The organism is Burkholderia sp. HI2714, from assembly GCF_002223085.1.
In the GTDB taxonomy this organism is placed as follows: domain Bacteria; phylum Pseudomonadota; class Gammaproteobacteria; order Burkholderiales; family Burkholderiaceae; genus Burkholderia; species Burkholderia lata_D.
On the sequence record NZ_NKFM01000025.1, the window covers coordinates 38961 to 58317 of the forward strand.

Consider the following 19357-nt stretch of genomic DNA (forward strand, 5'->3'; position numbering starts at 1 on the left):
TTTGCCATAGACCGCCCGCCCCCGCTTCCCGCGGCGCGCCGGGCGGACGCCTCGCCATGAACCTGATCGCCCTCAACAAGCCGTTCGGCACGATTTGCCAGTTTTCCGCGCACGAGACGCGCCCGTCGCTCGGCGACTGGGTAAAAACGCCCGGCGTCTACGCGGCCGGCCGGCTGGACGCGGACAGCGAGGGGCTGCTGCTGCTCACCGACGACGGCGCGCTGCAGGCGCGCATCGCCGAGCCGCGCCACAAGCTCGTCAAGCGCTACTGGGCGCAGGTCGAGGGGGCGCCCGGCCCCGCCGACCTGAAGGCGCTCGCACGCGGCGTCGACCTCGGCGACTACGTGACGCGTCCGTGCCGCGCCGAATTCATCGAACCGCCCGACACGCTGTGGCCGCGCAATCCGCCGATCCGCTACCGCGCCGCGATCCCGACGACGTGGATCGAGCTGGCGATCACCGAAGGCAAGAACCGGCAGGTGCGCCGGATGACGGCGGCCGTCGGCTTCCCGACGTTGCGCCTGGTGCGCGTCGGCATCGGCGCACTGGATATATTCGCGCTCGGCATTGCACCGGGAGAAACAATCGCACTGCCGCCGCGCGCGCCGTGGGACGGTTTCGCGCCCGCCGGATGACGAATTCGGGACGCGCGAATTTTTCGTCATCTTTTTCGTCAACCGGCTGCGAAGATCGCGCGTTAAACCACGCAGATGCCAACCTTAGCTATCCGGCATTGGCAGCCGAACCCGTGTTTGCGTCACGAAAGCGACGTTTTTATCGAATACGATTCGGCGCCCGCAGCGCAATGAGAAATTTCTCGAAGCGTCTGTCAACCGAAAGGTGGATGGCACCGTTAGACGACATGACTCCTATTGCCGGGTCATTTGGTTAATTAACTAAAGCTGAGGAACACAACATGAACAAACTGATCGCTGCTCTGGTCGCTGGTCTCTTCGCAACGGCTGCATTCGCACAAGCATCGGCTCCGGAAGCTGCTCCGGCTGCTGCTGAAGCTGCTTCGGCACCGGCTAAGCACGCTGCTAAGAAGCACCACGCAGCTAAGAAGCACCACAAGGCATCGAAGAAGGCTGCAGCGAGCGACGCAGCAGCACCGGCAGCTGCTTCGAACTAAGTAAGCTTGCTGTAATAAATAACGCAGTCAAGAACACGCAGTCTTGCCGTTCTTACGGCGTTGAAAGGCAGATCACCGCAAGGCGATCTGCCTTTTTCTTTTTGTGCCCGACGACACGCATCGCGTACCATGCGGGTCTCGTTTTCCAGATAGGAGCCTTGCTGTGCAATTCTCCCTGCGCTCGTCGCTCGGCCGCCTTGCGCGCGCCGCCGTGTTTCCCGCCGCGCTCGCCGTCATGGCGTTCGGCATGCAGGCCGCCAGCGCGCAAGTGCCGCCCGGCGCCAAGCAGCCGAGCGAATTCCCGCGCGTGAAGCTGCGCGCCGGCATGTACGTGATCGACGCGGCCGTCGCCGCGAACGACCCCGACCGCGAACAGGGGCTGATGTACCGTTCGCAGCTCGCGCCGAACGAAGGCATGCTGTTCGTGTTCAACGAGAACGCGGTGCATTGCTTCTGGATGAAGAACACGCTGATCCCGCTGTCGATCGCGTTCATCCGCGCGGACGGCACGATCACCGACATCGACGAGATGAAGGCCGAGACGACCGACAACCACTGCCCGCGCAACAACGGCGTCTATGCACTCGAAATGAGCAAGGGCTGGTTCGCCGCGAAGGGCATCAAGCCCGGCATGAAGCTCGAAGGCCTGCCGAAGGCCCAGTAACGGCCATTGTCGCGGCGCCGTGCCGCGCACCGACCGAAGCCGGCCGCCCGTTGCGCGCCGGCTTTTTTTTCGCCCGAAGGCGGTGGCGCCCGGCTTGATTCCGCCGCTGCCGGCCGCATCTGCAAAAGCCACGCGCAAGCGCTATGCTTTAAGTCTCGCTTGTCCAGCCCGGGCCGCCACTGTCGGCCCGCTTACATCCGAACCTAAGGAGGTTCACGTGCCCCGCAAAACCCCCATCGAGCGCTATCGAAATATCGGGATCAGCGCTCACATCGATGCCGGCAAAACCACGACGACCGAGCGCATCCTGTTTTACACCGGCGTGAGCCACAAGATCGGTGAAGTGCACGACGGCGCGGCCACGATGGACTGGATGGAGCAGGAGCAGGAACGCGGCATCACGATCACGTCGGCCGCGACCACGGCCTTCTGGAAGGGCATGGCCGGCAACTATCCGGAGCACCGGATCAACATCATCGACACCCCGGGCCACGTCGACTTCACCATCGAAGTCGAGCGCTCGATGCGCGTGCTCGACGGCGCGTGCATGGTCTACGACTCGGTCGGCGGCGTGCAGCCGCAGTCCGAGACCGTCTGGCGCCAGGCCAACAAGTACAAGGTGCCGCGTATCGCGTTCGTCAACAAGATGGACCGTATCGGCGCCGATTTCTTCCGCGTGCAGAAGCAGATCGGCGAGCGCCTGAAAGGCGTCGCCGTGCCGATCCAGATTCCGATCGGCGCGGAAGATCATTTCCAGGGCGTCGTCGATCTCGTGAAGATGAAGGCGATCGTGTGGGACGACGAAAGCCAGGGCGTGAAGTTCTCGTACGAGGACATCCCGGCGAACCTCGTCGAGCTCGCACACGAATGGCGCGAAAAGATGGTCGAGGCCGCGGCGGAAGCGAGCGAGGAACTGCTCGAGAAGTACCTGCACGACCATGAATCGCTGACCGAGGACGAGATCAAGGCCGCGCTGCGCAAGCGCACGATCGCGAACGAGATCGTGCCGATGCTGTGCGGCAGCGCGTTCAAGAACAAGGGCGTGCAGGCGATGCTCGACGCGGTGATCGACTACCTGCCGTCGCCGGTCGACGTGCCGGCGATTCTCGGCCACGACTTCGCCGATCCGGAAAAGCCGGCGGAACGCCATCCGAGCGATGACGAGCCGTTCTCGTCGCTCGCGTTCAAGATCATGACCGACCCGTTCGTCGGCCAGCTGATCTTCTTCCGCGTGTATTCGGGTGTCGTCGAATCCGGCGACACGGTGCTCAACGCGACCAAGGACAAGAAGGAACGGCTCGGCCGGATCCTGCAGATGCATGCGAACGAGCGCAAGGAAATCAAGGAAGTGCGCGCGGGCGACATCGCGGCGGCCGTCGGCCTGAAGGAAGCGACCACCGGCGACACGCTGTGCGATCCGGCGAAGCCGATCATCCTCGAGAAGATGGAATTCCCGGAGCCGGTGATCTCGCAGGCCGTCGAGCCGAAGACGAAGGCCGACCAGGAAAAGATGGGCCTGGCGCTGAACCGCCTCGCGCAGGAAGATCCGTCGTTCCGCGTGCAGACCGACGAAGAATCCGGCCAGACGATCATTTCGGGGATGGGCGAGCTTCACCTCGAAATCCTGGTCGACCGGATGAAGCGCGAATTCGGCGTCGAGGCGACGGTCGGCAAGCCGCAGGTCGCGTATCGCGAGACGGTGCGCACGACGGCGTCCGACGTCGAGGGCAAGTTCGTCAAGCAGTCGGGTGGTCGCGGCCAGTACGGCCACGCGGTGATCACGCTCGAGCCGAACCCCGGCAAGGGCTACGAGTTCCTCGACGAGATCAAGGGCGGCGTGATTCCGCGCGAATTCATCCCGGCCGTCGACAAGGGCATCACCGAGACGCTGAAGAGCGGCGTGCTCGCGGGCTACCCGGTCGTCGACGTGAAAGTGCATCTGACGTTCGGCTCGTACCACGACGTCGACTCGAACGAAAACGCGTTCCGGATGGCCGGCTCGATGGCGTTCAAGGAAGCGATGCGCAAGGCAAAGCCCGTGCTGCTCGAGCCGATGATGGCCGTCGAGGTCGAGACGCCCGAGGACTTCATGGGCAACGTGATGGGCGACCTGTCGAGCCGGCGCGGCATCGTGCAGGGGATGGAGGACATCGCGGGAGGCGGCGGCAAGCTGGTGCGTGCCGAGGTGCCGCTCGCGGAGATGTTCGGCTATTCGACGTCGCTGCGCTCGGCCACGCAGGGCCGTGCGACGTACACGATGGAGTTCAAGCACTACGCGGAAACGCCGGCGAACGTGTCGGAAGCCGTGATCAACGCGAAAGTGAAGTAAGCGCGGCGCGCTCGCGCGCTGCTGCTTGCAGGCAAGGCCCGTCCGGTTCCGGACGGGCCTTTTTTTCATTCGCGCGCACCGTGCACGCGGCCTTTTTTGAGCGGCACGCCCCGCTTTTTTTTCGCGTGCCACAATGCATCGCGATTCATCAGATGGAACCATCCCGATGCCGCCCACCCCTGCCCTGCGCCGCCTGCTGATCCTCTATGCCGGCCTGATCGCCGCGAACGCCGCCGTCTGGCTGTGGGCGCTCGCCGTGTTGCGCGACCATCCGCTGCTGCTCGGCACCGCGGCAATCGCGTACGGGCTCGGGCTGCGTCATGCGGTCGACGCCGATCACATCGCCGCGATCGACGTTGCGACGCGCAAGCTGATGCAGGAAGGCCAGCGTCCGGTGAGCGTCGGGCTGTTCTTCTCGCTCGGCCATTCGACGATCGTGATCGCCGCGACGCTCGGCATCGCGCTGACCGCGTTCGCGCTGCGCGACCGGTTCGATGCATTCCGCGAGATCGGCGGCACGATCGGCACGGCGGTATCGGCCACCTTCCTGCTCGTGCTCGCGTGCGTAAACCTGGTGATCCTGCGCGACGTGTGGCGGCGCTATCGCGGCACGCACGGACACGCACACGATGCCGCGCATGTGCACCGCCCTGCCGGACTCGTGTCCCGGCTGCTGCGTCCGCTGTTCCGGTTCGTGTCGAAGAGCTGGCACATGTACCCGGTCGGCGTGTTGTTCGGACTAGGTTTCGATACTGCAACCGAAATCGGCCTGCTCGCGATCGCCGCCGCGCAGGCGAGCCAGGGGCTGCCGGTCTATACGGTCATGCTGTTTCCCGCGCTTTTCACCGCCGGCATGACGCTGATCGACTCGACCGACAACGTGCTGATGATTCACGCGTACGGCTGGGCGATGGACGATCCGCAGCGCAAGCTGCTCTACAACGCGAGCATCACGTTCGTGTCGGCGGCCGTCGCGCTGGCGATCGGCGGGATCGAGGCGGCCGGCCTGCTGGCCGACAAGCTGTCTCTGACAGGCCCCGTGCGCGACGCGCTCGATGCGCTCGGCGAACGCTTCGGCTCGATCGGCTACGGCATCGTCGCCCTGTTCCTCGTCTGCTGGATCGCGTCGATCCTGTTCCACCGCTGGCAGCGCGCGGCCGATGCGCCTGCGCGCTGAACATAGCTCAGACGTTTCATTCCGGAAACAAAACTCCCCCCCAAGACGTGGCAGGCGCCGTCGCGCGCTCGCGCGCGCCTTGCGCGACGGGCGCAAGCGGCCGGTGGCACGGATCTCGCAGATAGGGATTCGCACGGCGGGCCCGCATACCGTTCCGCGCTCGCGGCTGGCGTCCAGCGCCCGCCCGAAAGCGATCGGCTGCCGACAGGACTACGAACCTTTACCGGCTCCCTGCACCACACCTAGGTAACCGCGCGGCGACGAGGCATCGCGCGCATGGGGAGGCCATGATGCTCAAGAAGAAACAACCGTTCCGTACGCCGGGACGGCGCTATCGCGCAACCTTGTTCGCCGCAGCCGCGTTCGCGTGCTGCTGCTCGTATGCTGTCGCACAGGATGCGACACCGGACGCCGCGGCCAATGCAGTAGCCAGCGCGGACGCCATCATGACGCTGGTCGACGACGCTTCGCCGTGCAAAGCCAATCCGGCTGCGTGCGCGGTGCACGTGTTCGCCGGCGGGCGCGTTGGCGGAAATGGCGCAGGCTCGGGCGGCAATGACAGCGGCGGCAGCCCCGCTAGCGGAAATGGCAACGCTAGCGGTAGCGGCAACAACGGGAACGGTACCGTCGGACCTGCTGGTGTCGGCGGAACGACAAGCGGAACATCCGGCGGCACGAGTGGTACGGGCGGCTCGGGCCGCGGAGGCAATGCGTCTGGCAGCGGGGGTTCGGGTGGAGGGTCTTCCGGAGGCGGCACTTCGGGGGGCGGGACTTCGGGAGGCGGTACTTCGGGAGGCGGCACTTCCGGTGGCGGGACTTCCGGTGGCGGGACTTCCGGAGGCGGTACTTCGGGAGGCGGGACTTCCGGTGGCGGCACTTCCGGTGGCGGCACTTCCGGTGGCGGTACTTCCGGGGGCGGTACTTCCGGGGGCGGTACTTCCGGGGGCGGTACTTCCGGGGGCGGTACTTCCGGGGGCGGTACTTCCGGGGGCGGTACTTCCGGGGGCGGAGGCCATGGTGGACACGGAGGCGGCGGCGACGGTGACGGCGGTGGGCACGGCGACGGTGGTGGCCATGGCGACGGTGGCGGTCACGGCGACGGTGGTGGCCATGGCGACGGTGGCGGTCACGGCGACGGTGGTGGCCATGGCGACGGCGGTGGTCACGGCGACGGTGGTGGCCACGGCGACGGTGGTGGCCACGGCGACGGTGGTGGCCATGGCGACGGCGGTGGTCACGGCGACGGTGGTGGTCACGGCGACGGCGGTGGTCACGGCGACGGTGGTGGCCACGGCGACGGTGGTGGCCATGGCAACGGTGGTGGCCATGGCGACGGCGGTGGTCACGGCAACGGTGGTGGCCACGGCGACGGTGGTGGCCACGGCGACGGTGGTGGCCATGGCAACGGTGGTGGCCACGGCGACGGTGGTGGCCACGGCGACGGTGGTGGCCATGGCAACGGTGGTGGCCACGGCAACGGTGGCGGCCATGGCGACGGCGGTGGTCACGGCGACGGCGGTGGTCACGGCAACGGTGGTGGCCACGGCGACGGCGGTGGCCACGGCAACGGTGGCGGCCATGGCGACGGTGGTGGCCACGGCAACGGTGGTGGCCACGGCAACGGTGGCGGCCATGGCGACGGCGGTGGTCACGGCAACGGTGACGGCGGCGGCCATGGCACCGGTGGTCACGGCAATGGCGGTGGCAATGGCAATGGCAACGGCAGTGGTGGCGCTGGCAACGGTGGTGCCAATGGCGTTGGCAACGGCAATGGCGGCGGTCACGGCAACGGCGGCTCGTCCGGCGGCAACCACTGACCGGACGCGTTGCCCGACCGGGTGCCGTCAGAGCATCTCGAGCGCGCGCTTGCTGCGCGGCGGACGGAAATATGCGTCAAGCTGCGCGCGCTCGTCATCGCTCAATTCGAAATCGAGCGCGGCCCGGTTGTCGCGCACGTGTTCGAGCCGCGACGCCTTCGGGATCGCGAACACCCCCGGCTGCGCGAGCACCCACGCGAGCGCGACGCGCATCACCGACACGCCGCGCTGCCGCGCGATCTCGTCGAGCGGCGAGTGCTTCGGCAGCCGCCCGTGATCGACCGGACTGTAGGCCATCGCCGGCATCCGGTGCTCGGCAAGCCACGGCAGCAGGTCGAACTCGGGGCCGCGCCGCGCGATGTTGTAAAGGATCTGGTTGGTCGCGCACGCGCCGCCACCGGCTTCATCGACGAGCTCGGCCATGTCGGCCGTATCGAAGTTGCTGACGCCCCAGTGGCGGATCTTGCCCGCGCGCTGCAGCGCCTCGAAGCCTTCGACCGTCTCCTCGAGCGGCACCGAGCCGCGCCAGTGCAGCAGGTACAGGTCGAGCCGATCGGTACGCAGGCGCTTGAGGCTCGCGTCGCATGCGGCGACGACGCCGCGCCGGCTCGCATGGTGCGGATAAACCTTGCTGACGAGGAACACGTCGTCGCGCAAGCCCGCGAGTGCTTCGCCGACCAGCTCCTCGGTCGCGCCGTCGCCATACATCTCGGCCGTATCGACCAGCGTCATCCCGAGCGCGACGCCTTCGCGCAACGCCGCGATCTCGTCCGCGCGCCGGGCGGGCCGTTCGCCCATTTCCCATGTGCCCAGGCCAAGCTTCGGAATCGTCTCGCCATCCGGCAGGACGACCGTGGCGATCGTGTCTGTCATGCGTTCCTCGTTGCGGATTCGTGGCCGCGCACCGCGGCCCAGCCATGGAATACGACGCATCAGTGTAGTCAATCGACGCGCCATTCACCTATTGCACGGCAAAAACCGGCTATAACGGCGCCACGTGATGACTTAGAATGGCCGCAATCAGATCGATACCCACTCCATGAAGGCATCCACGGACGACCGCTGGCAGGACCTGCGCCCCGACCCCGACAACGACACGCCGCTCTACCTGCAGCTCGCCCGCAAGCTCGGCGACGCGATCCACGACAACCGCTGGACAGCCGGCGAGGCCCTGCCGTCGGAGCGCGTGCTGTCCGATGCGCTCGGCGTCTCGCGCATCACCGCGCGCAAGGCGATCGCGCTGCTCGTCGAACAAGGCCTGATTCGCCGCACGCAGGGCGCGGGCAATTTCATCCAGCCGCGCTACGAAGATCCGCTGTCGCGGCTGTCGAGCTTCAGCGAAATGCTCGAACGGCGCGGCTTCAAGCCGAGCTCGCAATGGCTCGCGCGCGAGATCCAGCCGGCGAACCGCGACGAAGTGATCCAGCTCGGGCTGTCGCCGGCCGCATCGGTTACGCGCCTGAAACGCCTGCGCCTCGCCGACGGCATCGTGATGGCCGTCGAGAATTCGACGTTCCCCGCGACGCTGATCCCCGATCCGCAGGCGATCGGCGGCTCGCTGTACAGCTATCTCGAAGCGCGCGGCACGCCGATCGTGCGCGCGCTGCAGCATTTCCGCGCGGTCAACGCGACCGACGAGATTGCCGAGCAGATGGGCATCGCGCCGCACGACGCGCTGCTGCTGATCACACGAATCGGCTATACGTCGGACCAGCGCGCGATCGAACTGACCGATACCTACTGCCGCAACGACTACTACGACTTCGTCGTCGAGCTGCGCAAGTAACGCCCGCCGCGCGGCCGGCCCTCACAGCCAGCGCGCGTCGTCGGTGCCGAGCGGCACGGGCGGGCGCGCAAGCGACGGCGGGGTCGCCGACAACCGCTCGGCCGGCCGTACCGCGTCGAGCGTGCCGAACGGCGACGCGATGCGCTCGATCCGGTCGCTCACGTCGGTGCGCGCGAAATCGAGTGCCTGCAGGCCGTCCGGCACGATGCCGAACGACTGCAGCCAGCGTCCCGTCTGCGCGAGCGACAGCCGCACGTGCCAGCTTCCCCCTTCGCGCGCCCGGCGCGCGAGCGCGATCATCGCGCCGAACGCCGCGAGATAGCCCGTTGCATGATCGAGCGCCTGGCACGGCAGGTGGCGCGGCCCGTCCGCGTGCGCAGCCTGCTGCTCCTGCCATGCGATCCCGCTCGCCGACTGCACGAGGCTGTCGAAGCCGCGCCGCTGCGCCCACGGCCCCGCATGCCCGTACGCGGATATCGATACGTACACGATGCCGGGCCGCCGCATCGCCAGCGCATGCGGCGCGAAGCCGCGCGCCGCGAGCGCGCCGGGCCGGTACGACTGCAGGAACACATCCGCGTCGTGTGCGAGCCCGTGCAGCGTATCGATGCCCGCCGCATCGCGCAGGTCGATCCACGTCGAACGCTTGCCGCGCCCGTTGTCGATCACGAGCGGCGCGATGTTCGGCAGGTGCGGGCCGTTGACGAGCAGCGTCTGCGCGCCGTGCGACGCCAGCGTGCGGCCCGCGACCGGCCCCGCGATGATGCGCGTGAGATCGAGCACGCGCACTCCCGTGAGCGGCTGGCCCGCTTCGCCGCGGCCGATCGGCTCGACCGGCGCGTCGCCGATCCGCTCGATCTCGAACAGCGGCAGCGACGCGATCGCGCGCGCCTGCTCGAGTGACGCCCACTCGTCAGGTGTTCTGATCAATGCCGCGCACAGCCCGGACTCGGCCAGCGCAGTATCGAGTGCCGCGCCGTCCCGCGTGCGGATCGCCGCGGCGACATCGTCCCGCTGCGCGCTGCAGCCAAGTACGTCGAGAATACCGTTCAGGTGATGCGGGAAGTTCGCGTGCAGCTGGATCCAGCGGCCGTCGCCCGTCTCGAAGAAGCCCGTCACCGGATGACGCAACTCCGGCGGCGGACCATCGTCCACGCGCAGGTAGCGTTCGCTGCGGAATGCGATGAGCGCGTCGCGCACCGACACGTCGACGGATTGCGCGACGCCCGTGCGAAGCCGGTGGCATTCGGCCGCCGCGAGCCCGGCTGCCGCGATCGTCGCCGCGGCCAGCGTGCCGACGCGGAAGGTCGACGGCAGCGTCGGGTCCTGCCCCGTCACGGTCGCTCGGGCCAGCGCGCCGGGGCCGCCGTGTGCGAGCCGCCACAGATGCGCCAGCGCGAGTTCGGGTGTCATGGCGGAATGGGCGATGAGGAAGACAAGATCGAGTCTAGGATCGGCGGCGGCCGCGAGCAATCCTGATTGCGCGAATCGAAACATCGCGCGGTCGTATCCCCTGCGTTCCGGCAGAAGCGGCCGACATCACACCATTCCGTGAGCAGGAAGCCTGCCAGTACCCTCGACACCGGCGTGCCTCCAGCACAGGTGAACCGCGACCTGCTGCGCTCACTACCGGATCGCGCAACCGGGCACCGCTACCATCACGCGGACAGCGTGCGGCTGCCCGCACGCTGCCGCGCCGACGCGAAACGCTCGCGCGCCAGCGTCGAACGTTCGCTCGACCGGGACGTACCGGAGCCGGACTCGCCGATCACGCGGATCGCCGCATGACCACACGGCCGACTGGATCACGCATCCGCTCGAACAATGCACGGACGGAGCACTGATCCAGCCCCGGGCGCGCTACGTCGGCAGCGAAACGGGCGCATGACGCCGGCCGTCGCGCCACGCGACGAGCGGCCTCCACCACGCCTGCGCGGCGCGCCTCGCCGGCACCTCGAGCGGACCGAACGCGAACGTCGCACGCTGCGACCCCGCGCTGACCCATACGCGCATGCCGGGCATCAGCATCAACGAAGCCCCGGCACCGAGCCAGTGATCGTCGTGTCGCCCCTCGATCGTCACCCAGACTTCACCCTCGGCCACCTCCAGCGAGGTGCGATCGACGATCCGCCACCGACCGGCCGGCTCGTCGCCATCGATCACATAAAGTCGCAGTTCGCGCATGGCAGCCTCCTGGTCGCACGGGTCCGATGGCATCAGTATTTCTGACAGCGGCAGCACACGGACAGATACGGCTGCAGACACTTTTGGCTGAACTGTACTGGTCATTCGACGGGGACGGGCACCGCCGGCCGGACTGCGCACCGCCCTTGCGCCGAAGCTGCACGGCGCAATGGCTTTCCCTACAATGTCGGCTGTCCCGCGCCACCATCCCGCCCCCATGTTCCAGCGCCCGCCTGCCGCCGCTCCCGGCGAAAAGAACCTCACCGTGATGCTCTGGCTCGTCGCAACGGGCTTCTTCATGCAGACGCTCGATGCGACGATCGTCAACACGGCGCTGCCGTCGATGGCCGCGAGCCTCGGCGAATCGCCGCTGCGCATGCAGTCGGTCGTGATCGCGTACTCGCTGACGATGGCGGTGATGATCCCGGTCTCGGGCTGGCTCGCCGATACCTTCGGCACGCGGCGCGTGTTCTTCAGCGCGATCCTGGTGTTCTCGCTCGGGTCGCTGCTGTGCGCGAATGCGCATACGCTCACGCAACTTGTCGCGTTCCGCGTCGTGCAGGGGGTCGGCGGCGCGATGCTGCTGCCGGTCGGACGGCTCGCGGTGCTGCGTACCTTTCCGGCCGAGCGCTACCTGGCCGCGCTGTCGTTCGTCGCGATTCCCGGCCTGATCGGCCCGCTGATCGGGCCGACGCTCGGCGGCTGGCTCGTGAAGATCGCGTCGTGGCACTGGATCTTCCTGATCAACGTGCCGGTCGGCGTCGCGGGCTGCATCGCAACCTTCTATTCGATGCCCGATTCGCGCAACCCGGCCGTCGGCCGCTTCGACCTGAAGGGCTATCTGCTGCTGACGATCGGCATGGTCGCGATTTCGCTGTCGCTCGACGGGCTCGCCGATCTCGGGATGCAGCACGCGGCCGTGCTCGTGCTGCTGATCCTGAGCCTCGCGTGCTTCGTCGCGTACGGGCTGTATGCGGTGCGCGCGCCGCAACCGATCTTCTCGCTCGAGCTGTTCCGGATCCACACGTTCAGCGTCGGGCTGCTCGGCAACCTGTTCGCGCGGATCGGCAGCGGCGCGATGCCGTACCTGATTCCGCTGCTGCTGCAGGTGAGCCTCGGCTACTCGGCCTTCGAGGCCGGGCTGATGATGCTGCCGGTGGCCGCCGCCGGAATGTTCTCGAAGCGGATCATCACGCGCCTGATCACGCGGCACGGCTACCGCAAGGTGCTGCTCGCGAACACGATCATGGTCGGCGTGATGATGGCGAGCTTCGCGCTGATGCGCGACACGGTGCCCGTCTGGGTGAAGGTCGTGCATCTCGCGCTGTTCGGCGGCTTCAACTCGATGCAGTTCACCGCGATGAACACGCTGACGCTGAAGGATCTCGGCACGGGCGGTGCGAGCAGCGGCAACAGCCTGTTCTCGCTCGTGCAGATGCTGTCGATGAGCCTCGGCGTCACGGTGGCAGGCGCGCTGCTCGCGACGTTCACGGGCATGCTGCGCACCGTGACGCCGAGCAACACGCTGCCGGCATTCCATGCGACGTTCATCTGCGTCGGGATCATCACGGCGGCTTCCGCGTGGATCTTCGCGCAGCTCGCGCCCGAGATCCGCAGCACCGCGCGCAAGACCGACCCGTCCGAACGCGCGTGATGCGTGGCGCGCGCCGAACCGGGTCGGCACGCACCATCACGGTGCAGCGCGGCCCCGCGACGCGCATCTGAAACGCCGACGATGCCCCGCGGCTCGGCCGCGCGACGCGTCGCCGCACGCGATACGACGCCGTGCACGCTTCTTGCTCGCCTATTCTCTAGGTAAACTGGCAGTCTTCCTTCGGCCGACATCATGAGCATGATCGAAATCGATCCCCCCGGCTTTCAGCCGCCCCGCCCCGTCGCGGGCGACGACGGGAACCGGCGCACCGTGCTGTACGGCGGCTACACCGTGTTCAGCGTGTTCCAGCCCGTTTTCTCGGTGTCGCACCGCCGCGCGATCGGCTATCACGCGTCGCTGCGTGCACACGACGAGGAAAGCCACCAGGTGGCGTCGCACGAGGTGTTCACGCAGGCGGCGCGGCGCGGCGACCTGCTCGAGCTCGGCCGGCTCGCCGAATCGCTGCATCTCGGCAACTTCCACGCCTTCGACAGCCATGACGAATGGCTCTTCCTGAGCCTGCATCCGGCCGCGCTGATGGACACCGTCTACAGCGACGCGCTGCTCGCGAACCTGAAGGCGCTCGGGCTGCCGCCGCACCGCGTGGTGCTCGAGGTGCCCGAGCAGGCGGGCGGCGAGACGCCGCGCTACGCGGCGATCGTCGACGGGCTGCGCAAGGCCGGCTTCCTGATCGCACTGGTCGGATTCGGCGCGAAGCATTCGAACATCGACCGCGTGTGGCACCTGCATCCCGACATCGTCACGCTCGACCGCGGCATTCTCGCGCAGGCGAGCGAGCACTCACATCTCGAACGCGTGCTGCCGGGGCTCGTGTCGCTGCTGCACGAATCCGGGCAGCTCGTGCTGATGGGCGGGCTCGCGACCGAGCGCGACGCGCTGATCGCACTGGAGTGCGACGTCGATTTCGTGCAAGGCCAGTACTTTGCGGGGCCGAGCGTCGAACCGGTGCAGCCGCAGGCCGCCGCGGGCTGCATGGACACGCTGTCGGCCGCGTTGCGGCTGCGCGTCGCGGAACGCGAGCGCACGCAGGCGGAACGGCTCGCACCGTACGTCGCGGCGCTCGAGGAAGCGAGCCGCAAGCTCGGCGCGGGCGAGCCGCTCACCGACGCGGCTGCCGTCGTACTCGGGCTGCCCGAGACCGCGCGCTGCTTCCTGCTCGACGCATCGGGGCGCCAGATCGGCGACAACGTGCTCGCACGCGGCAGCGTCTCGCAGCGCGCGAAGCGCTTCCGGCCGCTGCTGCACTCCGAAGGCGCGAGCTGGGAACGTCGCCCGTACTTCATCGACGCGATGCGCGCACCGGGCCGCGTGCACCTGACGTCGCCCTACCTGTCGATCAACGAGGCGCACCTGTGCGTGACCGCGTCGATCGCCGCGCCGGTCGCGACCGGCATGCAGGTGCTCTGCGTCGACATCAACTGGGAAGCGGCACTCAACCGCGAATGAACGCGCCGCCGCACCGCCTTACCTAGGCGGCGGCGGTCTTGCGTACGATCAGCCGGTGCACGCGCTTGCCGGACGATGCGCTGACGACCTCGTGCTCGTCGATCACCTGCGTGCCGGCGCCCAGCGCCGCCCGCATCCGCGCCGAATCGAGCGGCGTGTAGAGGCGGCCGCGCTCGTCGCGCAGCGCGCCGGTTCCGGCCACCCGCCAGCTCATGTACAACGTGCCGCCCGGCATCAGCAGCTCGGCCAGCCGCGCGGCGGCGGCGGCCGCTTCCGCCTGTTCGAGATGCATGACGACCGTTTCGCACAGCACGTTGCGAAACGCGCCGGACGGCACGCCGGCCAGCGCCGGCAGCGCGGCCAGCTCGAAGGTGAGGTCCGGATGGCGGCGTCGCGCCTCGTCGAGCAGCGCGGCGCTCGCGTCGTAGCCGCGCACGTCGAAGCCGCGCGACGCGAGCCAGGCCGTATCGCGCCCGGCCCCGCAGCCGACGTCCGCGGTCGGCCCCGGCGAGAAATGCTGCTCCAGCAGCGCGTACATGTCGTCGGGCGCAGCCTGGTCGAGCCAGTCCTGCGCGTATTGCGCGGCATGGGCGTCGTAGGCATCGAGAGTCGGGCGATCCACCATGGTGACGGCTCCGCATAGGCGTCGTATGACGCACTCCGCATCTTAGCCGTTGCGCCTCCCGTGCGGCACCTCGCGCGACGGGCTGCGCCGCCCCTACGCGGCCCGCACGTCGCCCGCGCGCGGCGCCTGCGCGGTCAGCTCGGCCCACAGCGCATCGCCGCGCCAGGCCGGGCGCGCCGCCGCACGTTCCGTGTCGTGCACGAGCGCGCACAGTCGCGCATTGACGGGCGCGTGCCCGCCGAAGTGCGCGGCCAGCCGCACGACCTCGCCGTTGATCCACTCGACTTCCGTCGCCCGCCCCGCCGCAAGATCGTCGGACATCGACGAACGCGCGAGCGGGTCGATCGCGAGCATCCGGCCGCCGAGCACGCAAAACGCCGGATCGGGCAAGTCGAGCACGGCCGGGAGCCACCCGGCCGGCAACGGCGTCAGCCGCGCGGGCCGGATCGCGGCCCGCGCCAGCCAGTGCAGCGCTTCGCGCTGCGCTAGCGCAACACAGCGCCGGTACGCGCGTTGCGCAAGTTCGTCGCGCAGCGGCAGGTTCGCGAGCGCGTTGACCGCGTTGTTCAGGTTGAGCAGCAGCTTCGCCCATTGCACGGCCCGCATGTCGCGGTGCAGCACGAGCGGCAGCCCGGCGCGCGCGAATGCGTCGGCGAACGGCGTCAGCGCGGGGGAGGCTTCGGCCGCCAGCGCACCGGCCGAACCCTGGTGAAACGCACCGGGCTCGCGCTCGATCACGTTGAACGGCACCATGCCGGCCAGCACGGTGGCATGTGGCAGGGCTTCGCGCAGCACGTCGGCGTTGTGCAGGCCGTTCTGGAAACTGATCACGACCGTGCCGGGCCGCAGCACGCCGGCAAGCTGCACCGCGGCCTCACGCGTCGCGGCCGATTTCACCGCCACGAGCACGAGCCGCGCGGCGGCCGCAGCCGCCGGATCGGTCTCGAACACGACGTCGGCCGGCGCGAGCGTTGCGCGATAGCCGCGCTGGTCAGTCAGCGTCAACCCGTGCCGATGAATCGCGTCACCGATCCGTGCGCGGCCGACGAGCGTCACATGCGTGCCGGCCGCCGCAAGCCGGCCACCGAGATAGCAGCCGACGGCGCCCGCGCCGAACACGCAAACCGGGGTGTCAGACATGCGAATGCGCGCCGCCGTGCACGGGGCCGGCCCGACGCTCGACTTCGCGGCGCACGTCACCGCGCAGCCCCGCGAAGAACGCGACCTCGGCAACGACGAACAGCGGCCCGACCATCAGGCCGACCAGATCGTCGACGAACGCGGGCTTGCGCCCCTCGAACCAGTGCCCGACGAACTGCACGATCCAGCCGACGACGAACGCGCCGATGCCGATCGCGAGCCATTGCGCGGTCGGCAGCGACGCGAGCGCCTGTGCGGCCCACAGGCCGAGCGCGAACAGCGCGATCATCACGATCCCGAACCGCAGGTCGAGACGCAGGTAGAACACCGCGAACGCGACGGCCAGCAGCAGCGCCGGCGACAGCGCGATGCCGGCCAGCATCCCGAGCGCCGGCCTCGACAGCAGCACCTCGACCGCGAACACGATCATCGGAATGCCGACCAGATGCGTCGCGATGTTGCGCGCGTCGCGATGGTAGGCCGCATACTGGGAAAGATGGTCTTCGAGGGTCTTCATCGCGTCTCCTGATCGGTTATTGAGCGCTATGATGCGCGTCACGCCCGAGAACCTCTGTCAGCTACCCGACATCGCGTGCCCATGCCTGCCTCGCTCGCCCCGTACCTGCCGCAGATCGAAGCGAACCCGTGGTTCGCCGCGCTGCCGCCCGCGCTGCGCGCCGACCTGATCGCGCGCGCGACGCTGCGCCGTCTGCCGGCCGGTCATGCGTTGTTCCGGCGCGGCGACCCGCCATGCGGGCTGTACGCGGTACTGGCCGGTTCACTCACGATAGGTGCGGTCGACCCGCAGGGCAAGGAAGCGCTGCTGACGGTGGCCGAGCCCGTCACCTGGTTCGGCGAAATCGCGCTGTTCGACGGCCAGCCGCGCACGCACGACGCGATCGCCCTCGACGACGCGCTGCTGCTGCACGTCCCGCAGGCCGCGCTGCTCGCGATCCTCGACGCGACGCCGCAATACTGGCGGCAATTCGCGCTGCTGATGGCGCAGAAACTGCGCCTGAGCTTCCTGACCGTCGAATCGATGAGCGTGATGCCGGCCGCGCAGCGGCTCGCCGCCCGGCTGCTGATGATCGCCGACGGCTACGGCGGAATCAGCGCCGGCCGCACCCGCATCCGGCTGTCGCAGGAAAAGCTCGCGGCGATGCTGTCGCTGACGCGGCAGACCACCAACCAGTTGCTGAAGGCGCTACAGGCCGACGGCGTCGTGCGGCTGCACGTCGGCGCGATCGAGCTCGTCGACGTCGATGCGCTACGGCGCGCGAGCGGGTTGCCCGACGGCATGCGCTGAGGTTCAGCACCACCGCCACGCGGCCTCCCCACCGTCACCGCGTTGCGCTATCGTGGCGGCTCGTCCGTTCTTCCGCCCGCACCGCCTTGAGCACGTCGACCGCCTCCGCTTCCTCCCGCCATCCGTGGCCGGTGTTCATCGCGTTCCTGCGGCTCGGCCTCACGTCGTTCGGCGGCCCGGTCGCGCATCTCGGCTACTTCCGCACCGAATTCGTCACGCGGCGCGGCTGGCTCACCGAGCGCACGTACGCGGATCTCGTCGGGCTGTGCCAGTTCCTGCCGGGGCCCGCGAGCAGCCAGGTCGGGATGGCGATCGGCCTCGCGCGCGCCGGCTACGCGGGCATGTTCGCCGCATGGCTCGGCTTCACGCTGCCGTCGGCGCTGCTGATGATGCTGTTCGCGCTCGGCGTGCATGCAACGGGCGCGCCGATCGAAGCCGGCGCACTGCACGGGCTGCGCATCGTGTCGGTCGCCGTGATCGCGCAAGCCGTGTGGGGCATGGCGCGCACGCTGTGCCCGGATGCGCGCCGCGTCACGCTGATGGCCGCGGCCGCCTGCGTGGCGCTGCTCGCACCGGCCGCGTGGACCCAGGTCGCGGTGATCGTCGCGGCCGGGTTGGCCGGCCTCGTGCTGCTGCCGCAGCCGGCACGCGACGCGCACGAACCGTTGCCGCTGCACGTGTCGCCTCGCGCGGGCGTGCTGTGGCTCACGCTGTTCGCGGCGCTCCTCGTCGTCCTGCCGTTCGCGGCCCGCGCGCTGCGCCCCGACACGCTTGCCGTCGTCGATGCGTTCTTTCGCACGGGGGCGCTCGTGTTCGGCGGCGGCCACGTGGTGCTGCCGCTGCTGCAGGCGGCCGTGGTCGCACCCGGCTGGGTCGGCGATGCGGCGTTCCTGGCCGGATATGGCGTCGCGCAGGCCGTGCCGGGGCCGCTGTTCACGTTCTCGGCGTTCCTCGGCGCATCGCTGCACCACGCGCCGAACGGCTGGCTCGGCGGCACGATCGCGCTGGTGTCGATCTTCGCGCCGTCGTTCCTGCTGGTGGCCGGCACCGCGCCGTTCTGGGAACGCCTGCGCCGCAGCACGCGGATGCAGGGCGCGCTCGCGGGCGTGAACGCGGCCGTCGTCGGGCTGCTGGTCGCCGCGCTCTATCACCCGGTCTGGACCGACACGATCGTGGCGCCGCATGATCTGGCCGCCGCGCTCGTCGCATTCGTCGCGCTGGTGTTCTGGCGCGTGCCGCCGTGGGCCGTCGTGATCGCGAGCGCCGGGCTCGGGTGGGGGTTCGGCCTGCTGGCCTGATCGGGCACGCGCGGCACGTTCGCAGGCGACGAAAAACAAAAAGCCCTCGCTTCGAGGGCTTTTTGCTGGGTGCCGCGCGCCGTAGCGGCGCGCAGGCGCCGGACCTTACGCGAAGTTCTTCGCTGCGAAGTCCCAGTTCACGATGTTCCAGAACGCTTCGACGAACTTCGGACGTGCGTTGCGGTAGTCGATGTAGTACGCGTGTTCCCACACGTCGATCGTCAGCAGTGCCTTGTCGGCGGTCGTCAGCGGCGTTGCTGCGTTGCTCGTCGACACGATGTCGAGCGAACCGTCAGCCTTCTTCACGAGCCATGCCCAGCCCGAGCCGAACGTGCCGACTGCAGCCTTCGTGAACGCTTCCTTGAATGCGTCGTACGAACCCCACTTCGCGTTGATCGCGTCGCCCAGCGCGCCCGTCGGTGCGCCGCCGCCGTTCGGCGACAGGCTGTTCCAGAAGAACGTGTGGTTCCAGATTTGCGCGGCGTTGTTGAAGATGCCGCCCGACGACTTCTTCACGATCTCTTCCAGCGACAGGTTTTCGAATTCCGTGCCCGGGATCAGATTGTTCAGGTTCGTCACATAAGCCTGATGGTGCTTGCCGTAGTGGTACTGGATCGTCTCGAGCGAGATGGTCGGCGCGAGTGCGTCTTCAGCGTACGGGAGCGGCGGGAGCGTATGAGCCATGGCGATTCCTTCGTTGAGTATGTAGGGAGGCTGTGTTGAATGCTGCCGAGCGTCCGATTGTAGGCGAGGACGAATAACCCCGCAAACTCACGGG

At 68.5% G+C, this 19357-nt stretch carries 19 protein-coding genes; 11 read left to right on the forward strand and 8 right to left on the reverse strand.

Annotated features, from left to right (window positions below):
• Positions 1-56 precede the first annotated feature (56 nt).
• The 5 genes from CFB82_RS14230 (at position 57) to CFB82_RS14250 (ending at position 5302) form a co-directional block, all read left to right on the forward strand.
• A complete protein-coding gene (locus CFB82_RS14230; protein WP_089446272.1) occupies positions 57-635 on the forward strand; it encodes a pseudouridine synthase in 579 nt (192 codons plus the stop codon).
• A 281-nt stretch (positions 636-916) separates the two neighbouring features.
• Entirely contained in the window at positions 917-1132 is a 216-nt protein-coding gene (locus CFB82_RS14235) for a hypothetical protein (RefSeq protein ID WP_011352970.1), read from the forward strand.
• 163 nt (positions 1133-1295) lie between these two features.
• A complete protein-coding gene (locus tag CFB82_RS14240) occupies positions 1296-1796 on the forward strand; it encodes a DUF192 domain-containing protein (RefSeq protein WP_039368216.1) in 501 nt (166 codons plus the stop codon).
• Positions 1797-2013: 217 nt separating this feature from the next.
• Positions 2014-4125 carry an elongation factor G gene (fusA, locus tag CFB82_RS14245; RefSeq protein WP_069248671.1) on the forward strand — a complete coding sequence of 704 codons (2112 nt, stop codon included), beginning with the start codon at positions 2014-2016 and terminating at the stop codon, positions 4123-4125.
• 166 nt (positions 4126-4291) lie between these two features.
• Complete coding sequence (locus CFB82_RS14250; protein WP_174941971.1) at positions 4292-5302, forward strand: HoxN/HupN/NixA family nickel/cobalt transporter; 1011 nt, start codon at positions 4292-4294, stop codon at positions 5300-5302.
• A gap of 242 nt (positions 5303-5544) precedes the next feature.
• Here the strand turns inward: CFB82_RS14250 and CFB82_RS44545 are convergent, their stop codons facing one another.
• Together CFB82_RS44545 and CFB82_RS14260 are read right to left on the reverse strand one after the other, a co-directional pair.
• Positions 5545-7086 carry a hypothetical protein gene (locus tag CFB82_RS44545; RefSeq protein ID WP_179255407.1) on the reverse strand — a complete coding sequence of 514 codons (1542 nt, stop codon included), beginning with the start codon at positions 7084-7086 and terminating at the stop codon, positions 5545-5547.
• Between the two features lie 60 nt (positions 7087-7146).
• A complete protein-coding gene (locus CFB82_RS14260) occupies positions 7147-7992 on the reverse strand; it encodes an aldo/keto reductase (protein WP_089484462.1) in 846 nt (281 codons plus the stop codon).
• A 166-nt stretch (positions 7993-8158) separates the two neighbouring features.
• Between CFB82_RS14260 and CFB82_RS14265 the strand changes: the two genes are divergently transcribed.
• Positions 8159-8905, forward strand: a complete 747-nt coding sequence (locus CFB82_RS14265) for a GntR family transcriptional regulator (protein ID WP_011352976.1) — start codon at positions 8159-8161, stop codon at positions 8903-8905.
• 21 nt (positions 8906-8926) lie between these two features.
• On the opposite strand, the gene CFB82_RS14270 is transcribed toward CFB82_RS14265, so the two are convergent.
• Positions 8927-10318 (reverse strand): CoA transferase, encoded by a 1392-nt coding sequence (locus CFB82_RS14270; protein ID WP_089484463.1) that lies wholly within the window; start codon positions 10316-10318, stop codon positions 8927-8929.
• A 174-nt stretch (positions 10319-10492) separates the two neighbouring features.
• On the opposite strand from CFB82_RS14270, the gene CFB82_RS14275 reads away from it, so the two are divergent.
• Positions 10493-10693 carry a hypothetical protein gene (locus CFB82_RS14275; RefSeq protein ID WP_143750909.1) on the forward strand — a complete coding sequence of 67 codons (201 nt, stop codon included), beginning with the start codon at positions 10493-10495 and terminating at the stop codon, positions 10691-10693.
• 72 nt (positions 10694-10765) lie between these two features.
• Here CFB82_RS14275 and CFB82_RS14280 read toward each other — a convergent pair whose 3' ends face one another.
• Positions 10766-11089 carry a DUF2917 domain-containing protein gene (locus CFB82_RS14280; RefSeq protein ID WP_089484465.1) on the reverse strand — a complete coding sequence of 108 codons (324 nt, stop codon included), beginning with the start codon at positions 11087-11089 and terminating at the stop codon, positions 10766-10768.
• A gap of 217 nt (positions 11090-11306) precedes the next feature.
• On the opposite strand from CFB82_RS14280, the gene mdtD reads away from it, so the two are divergent.
• Both mdtD and CFB82_RS14290 read left to right on the forward strand, forming a co-directional pair.
• The gene (gene mdtD, locus CFB82_RS14285; protein WP_089440860.1) at positions 11307-12743 is read left to right on the forward strand and encodes a multidrug transporter subunit MdtD; all 1437 of its coding nucleotides are present in this window, start codon (positions 11307-11309) and stop codon (positions 12741-12743) included.
• A gap of 192 nt (positions 12744-12935) precedes the next feature.
• Complete coding sequence (locus CFB82_RS14290) at positions 12936-14210, forward strand: EAL domain-containing protein (protein ID WP_089484466.1); 1275 nt, start codon at positions 12936-12938, stop codon at positions 14208-14210.
• 22 nt (positions 14211-14232) lie between these two features.
• On the opposite strand, the gene CFB82_RS14295 is transcribed toward CFB82_RS14290, so the two are convergent.
• From CFB82_RS14295 to CFB82_RS14305, 3 genes are all read right to left on the reverse strand, one after another.
• Positions 14233-14835 (reverse strand): methyltransferase domain-containing protein, encoded by a 603-nt coding sequence (locus tag CFB82_RS14295; protein WP_089484467.1) that lies wholly within the window; start codon positions 14833-14835, stop codon positions 14233-14235.
• 93 nt (positions 14836-14928) lie between these two features.
• Complete coding sequence (locus CFB82_RS14300) at positions 14929-15975, reverse strand: 2-dehydropantoate 2-reductase (protein ID WP_089484474.1); 1047 nt, start codon at positions 15973-15975, stop codon at positions 14929-14931.
• The gene (locus CFB82_RS14305; RefSeq protein WP_089484468.1) at positions 15968-16492 is read right to left on the reverse strand and encodes an Mpo1 family 2-hydroxy fatty acid dioxygenase; all 525 of its coding nucleotides are present in this window, start codon (positions 16490-16492) and stop codon (positions 15968-15970) included. Before CFB82_RS14305 ends, CFB82_RS14300 begins: the two co-directional genes overlap by 8 nt.
• Positions 16493-16573: 81 nt before the next feature.
• Between CFB82_RS14305 and CFB82_RS14310 the strand changes: the two genes are divergently transcribed.
• Positions 16574-17281 carry a Crp/Fnr family transcriptional regulator gene (locus CFB82_RS14310; protein ID WP_089484469.1) on the forward strand — a complete coding sequence of 236 codons (708 nt, stop codon included), beginning with the start codon at positions 16574-16576 and terminating at the stop codon, positions 17279-17281.
• 86 nt (positions 17282-17367) lie between these two features.
• Positions 17368-18579 (forward strand): chromate efflux transporter, encoded by a 1212-nt coding sequence (gene chrA / locus CFB82_RS14315; protein ID WP_089484470.1) that lies wholly within the window; start codon positions 17368-17370, stop codon positions 18577-18579.
• Positions 18580-18684: 105 nt separating this feature from the next.
• Here chrA and sodB read toward each other — a convergent pair whose 3' ends face one another.
• On the reverse strand, positions 18685-19263 hold the full coding sequence (sodB, locus tag CFB82_RS14320) for a superoxide dismutase [Fe] (protein ID WP_011352986.1): 579 nt from the start codon (positions 19261-19263) through the stop codon (positions 18685-18687).
• Between the last annotated feature and the right edge of the window lie 94 nt (positions 19264-19357).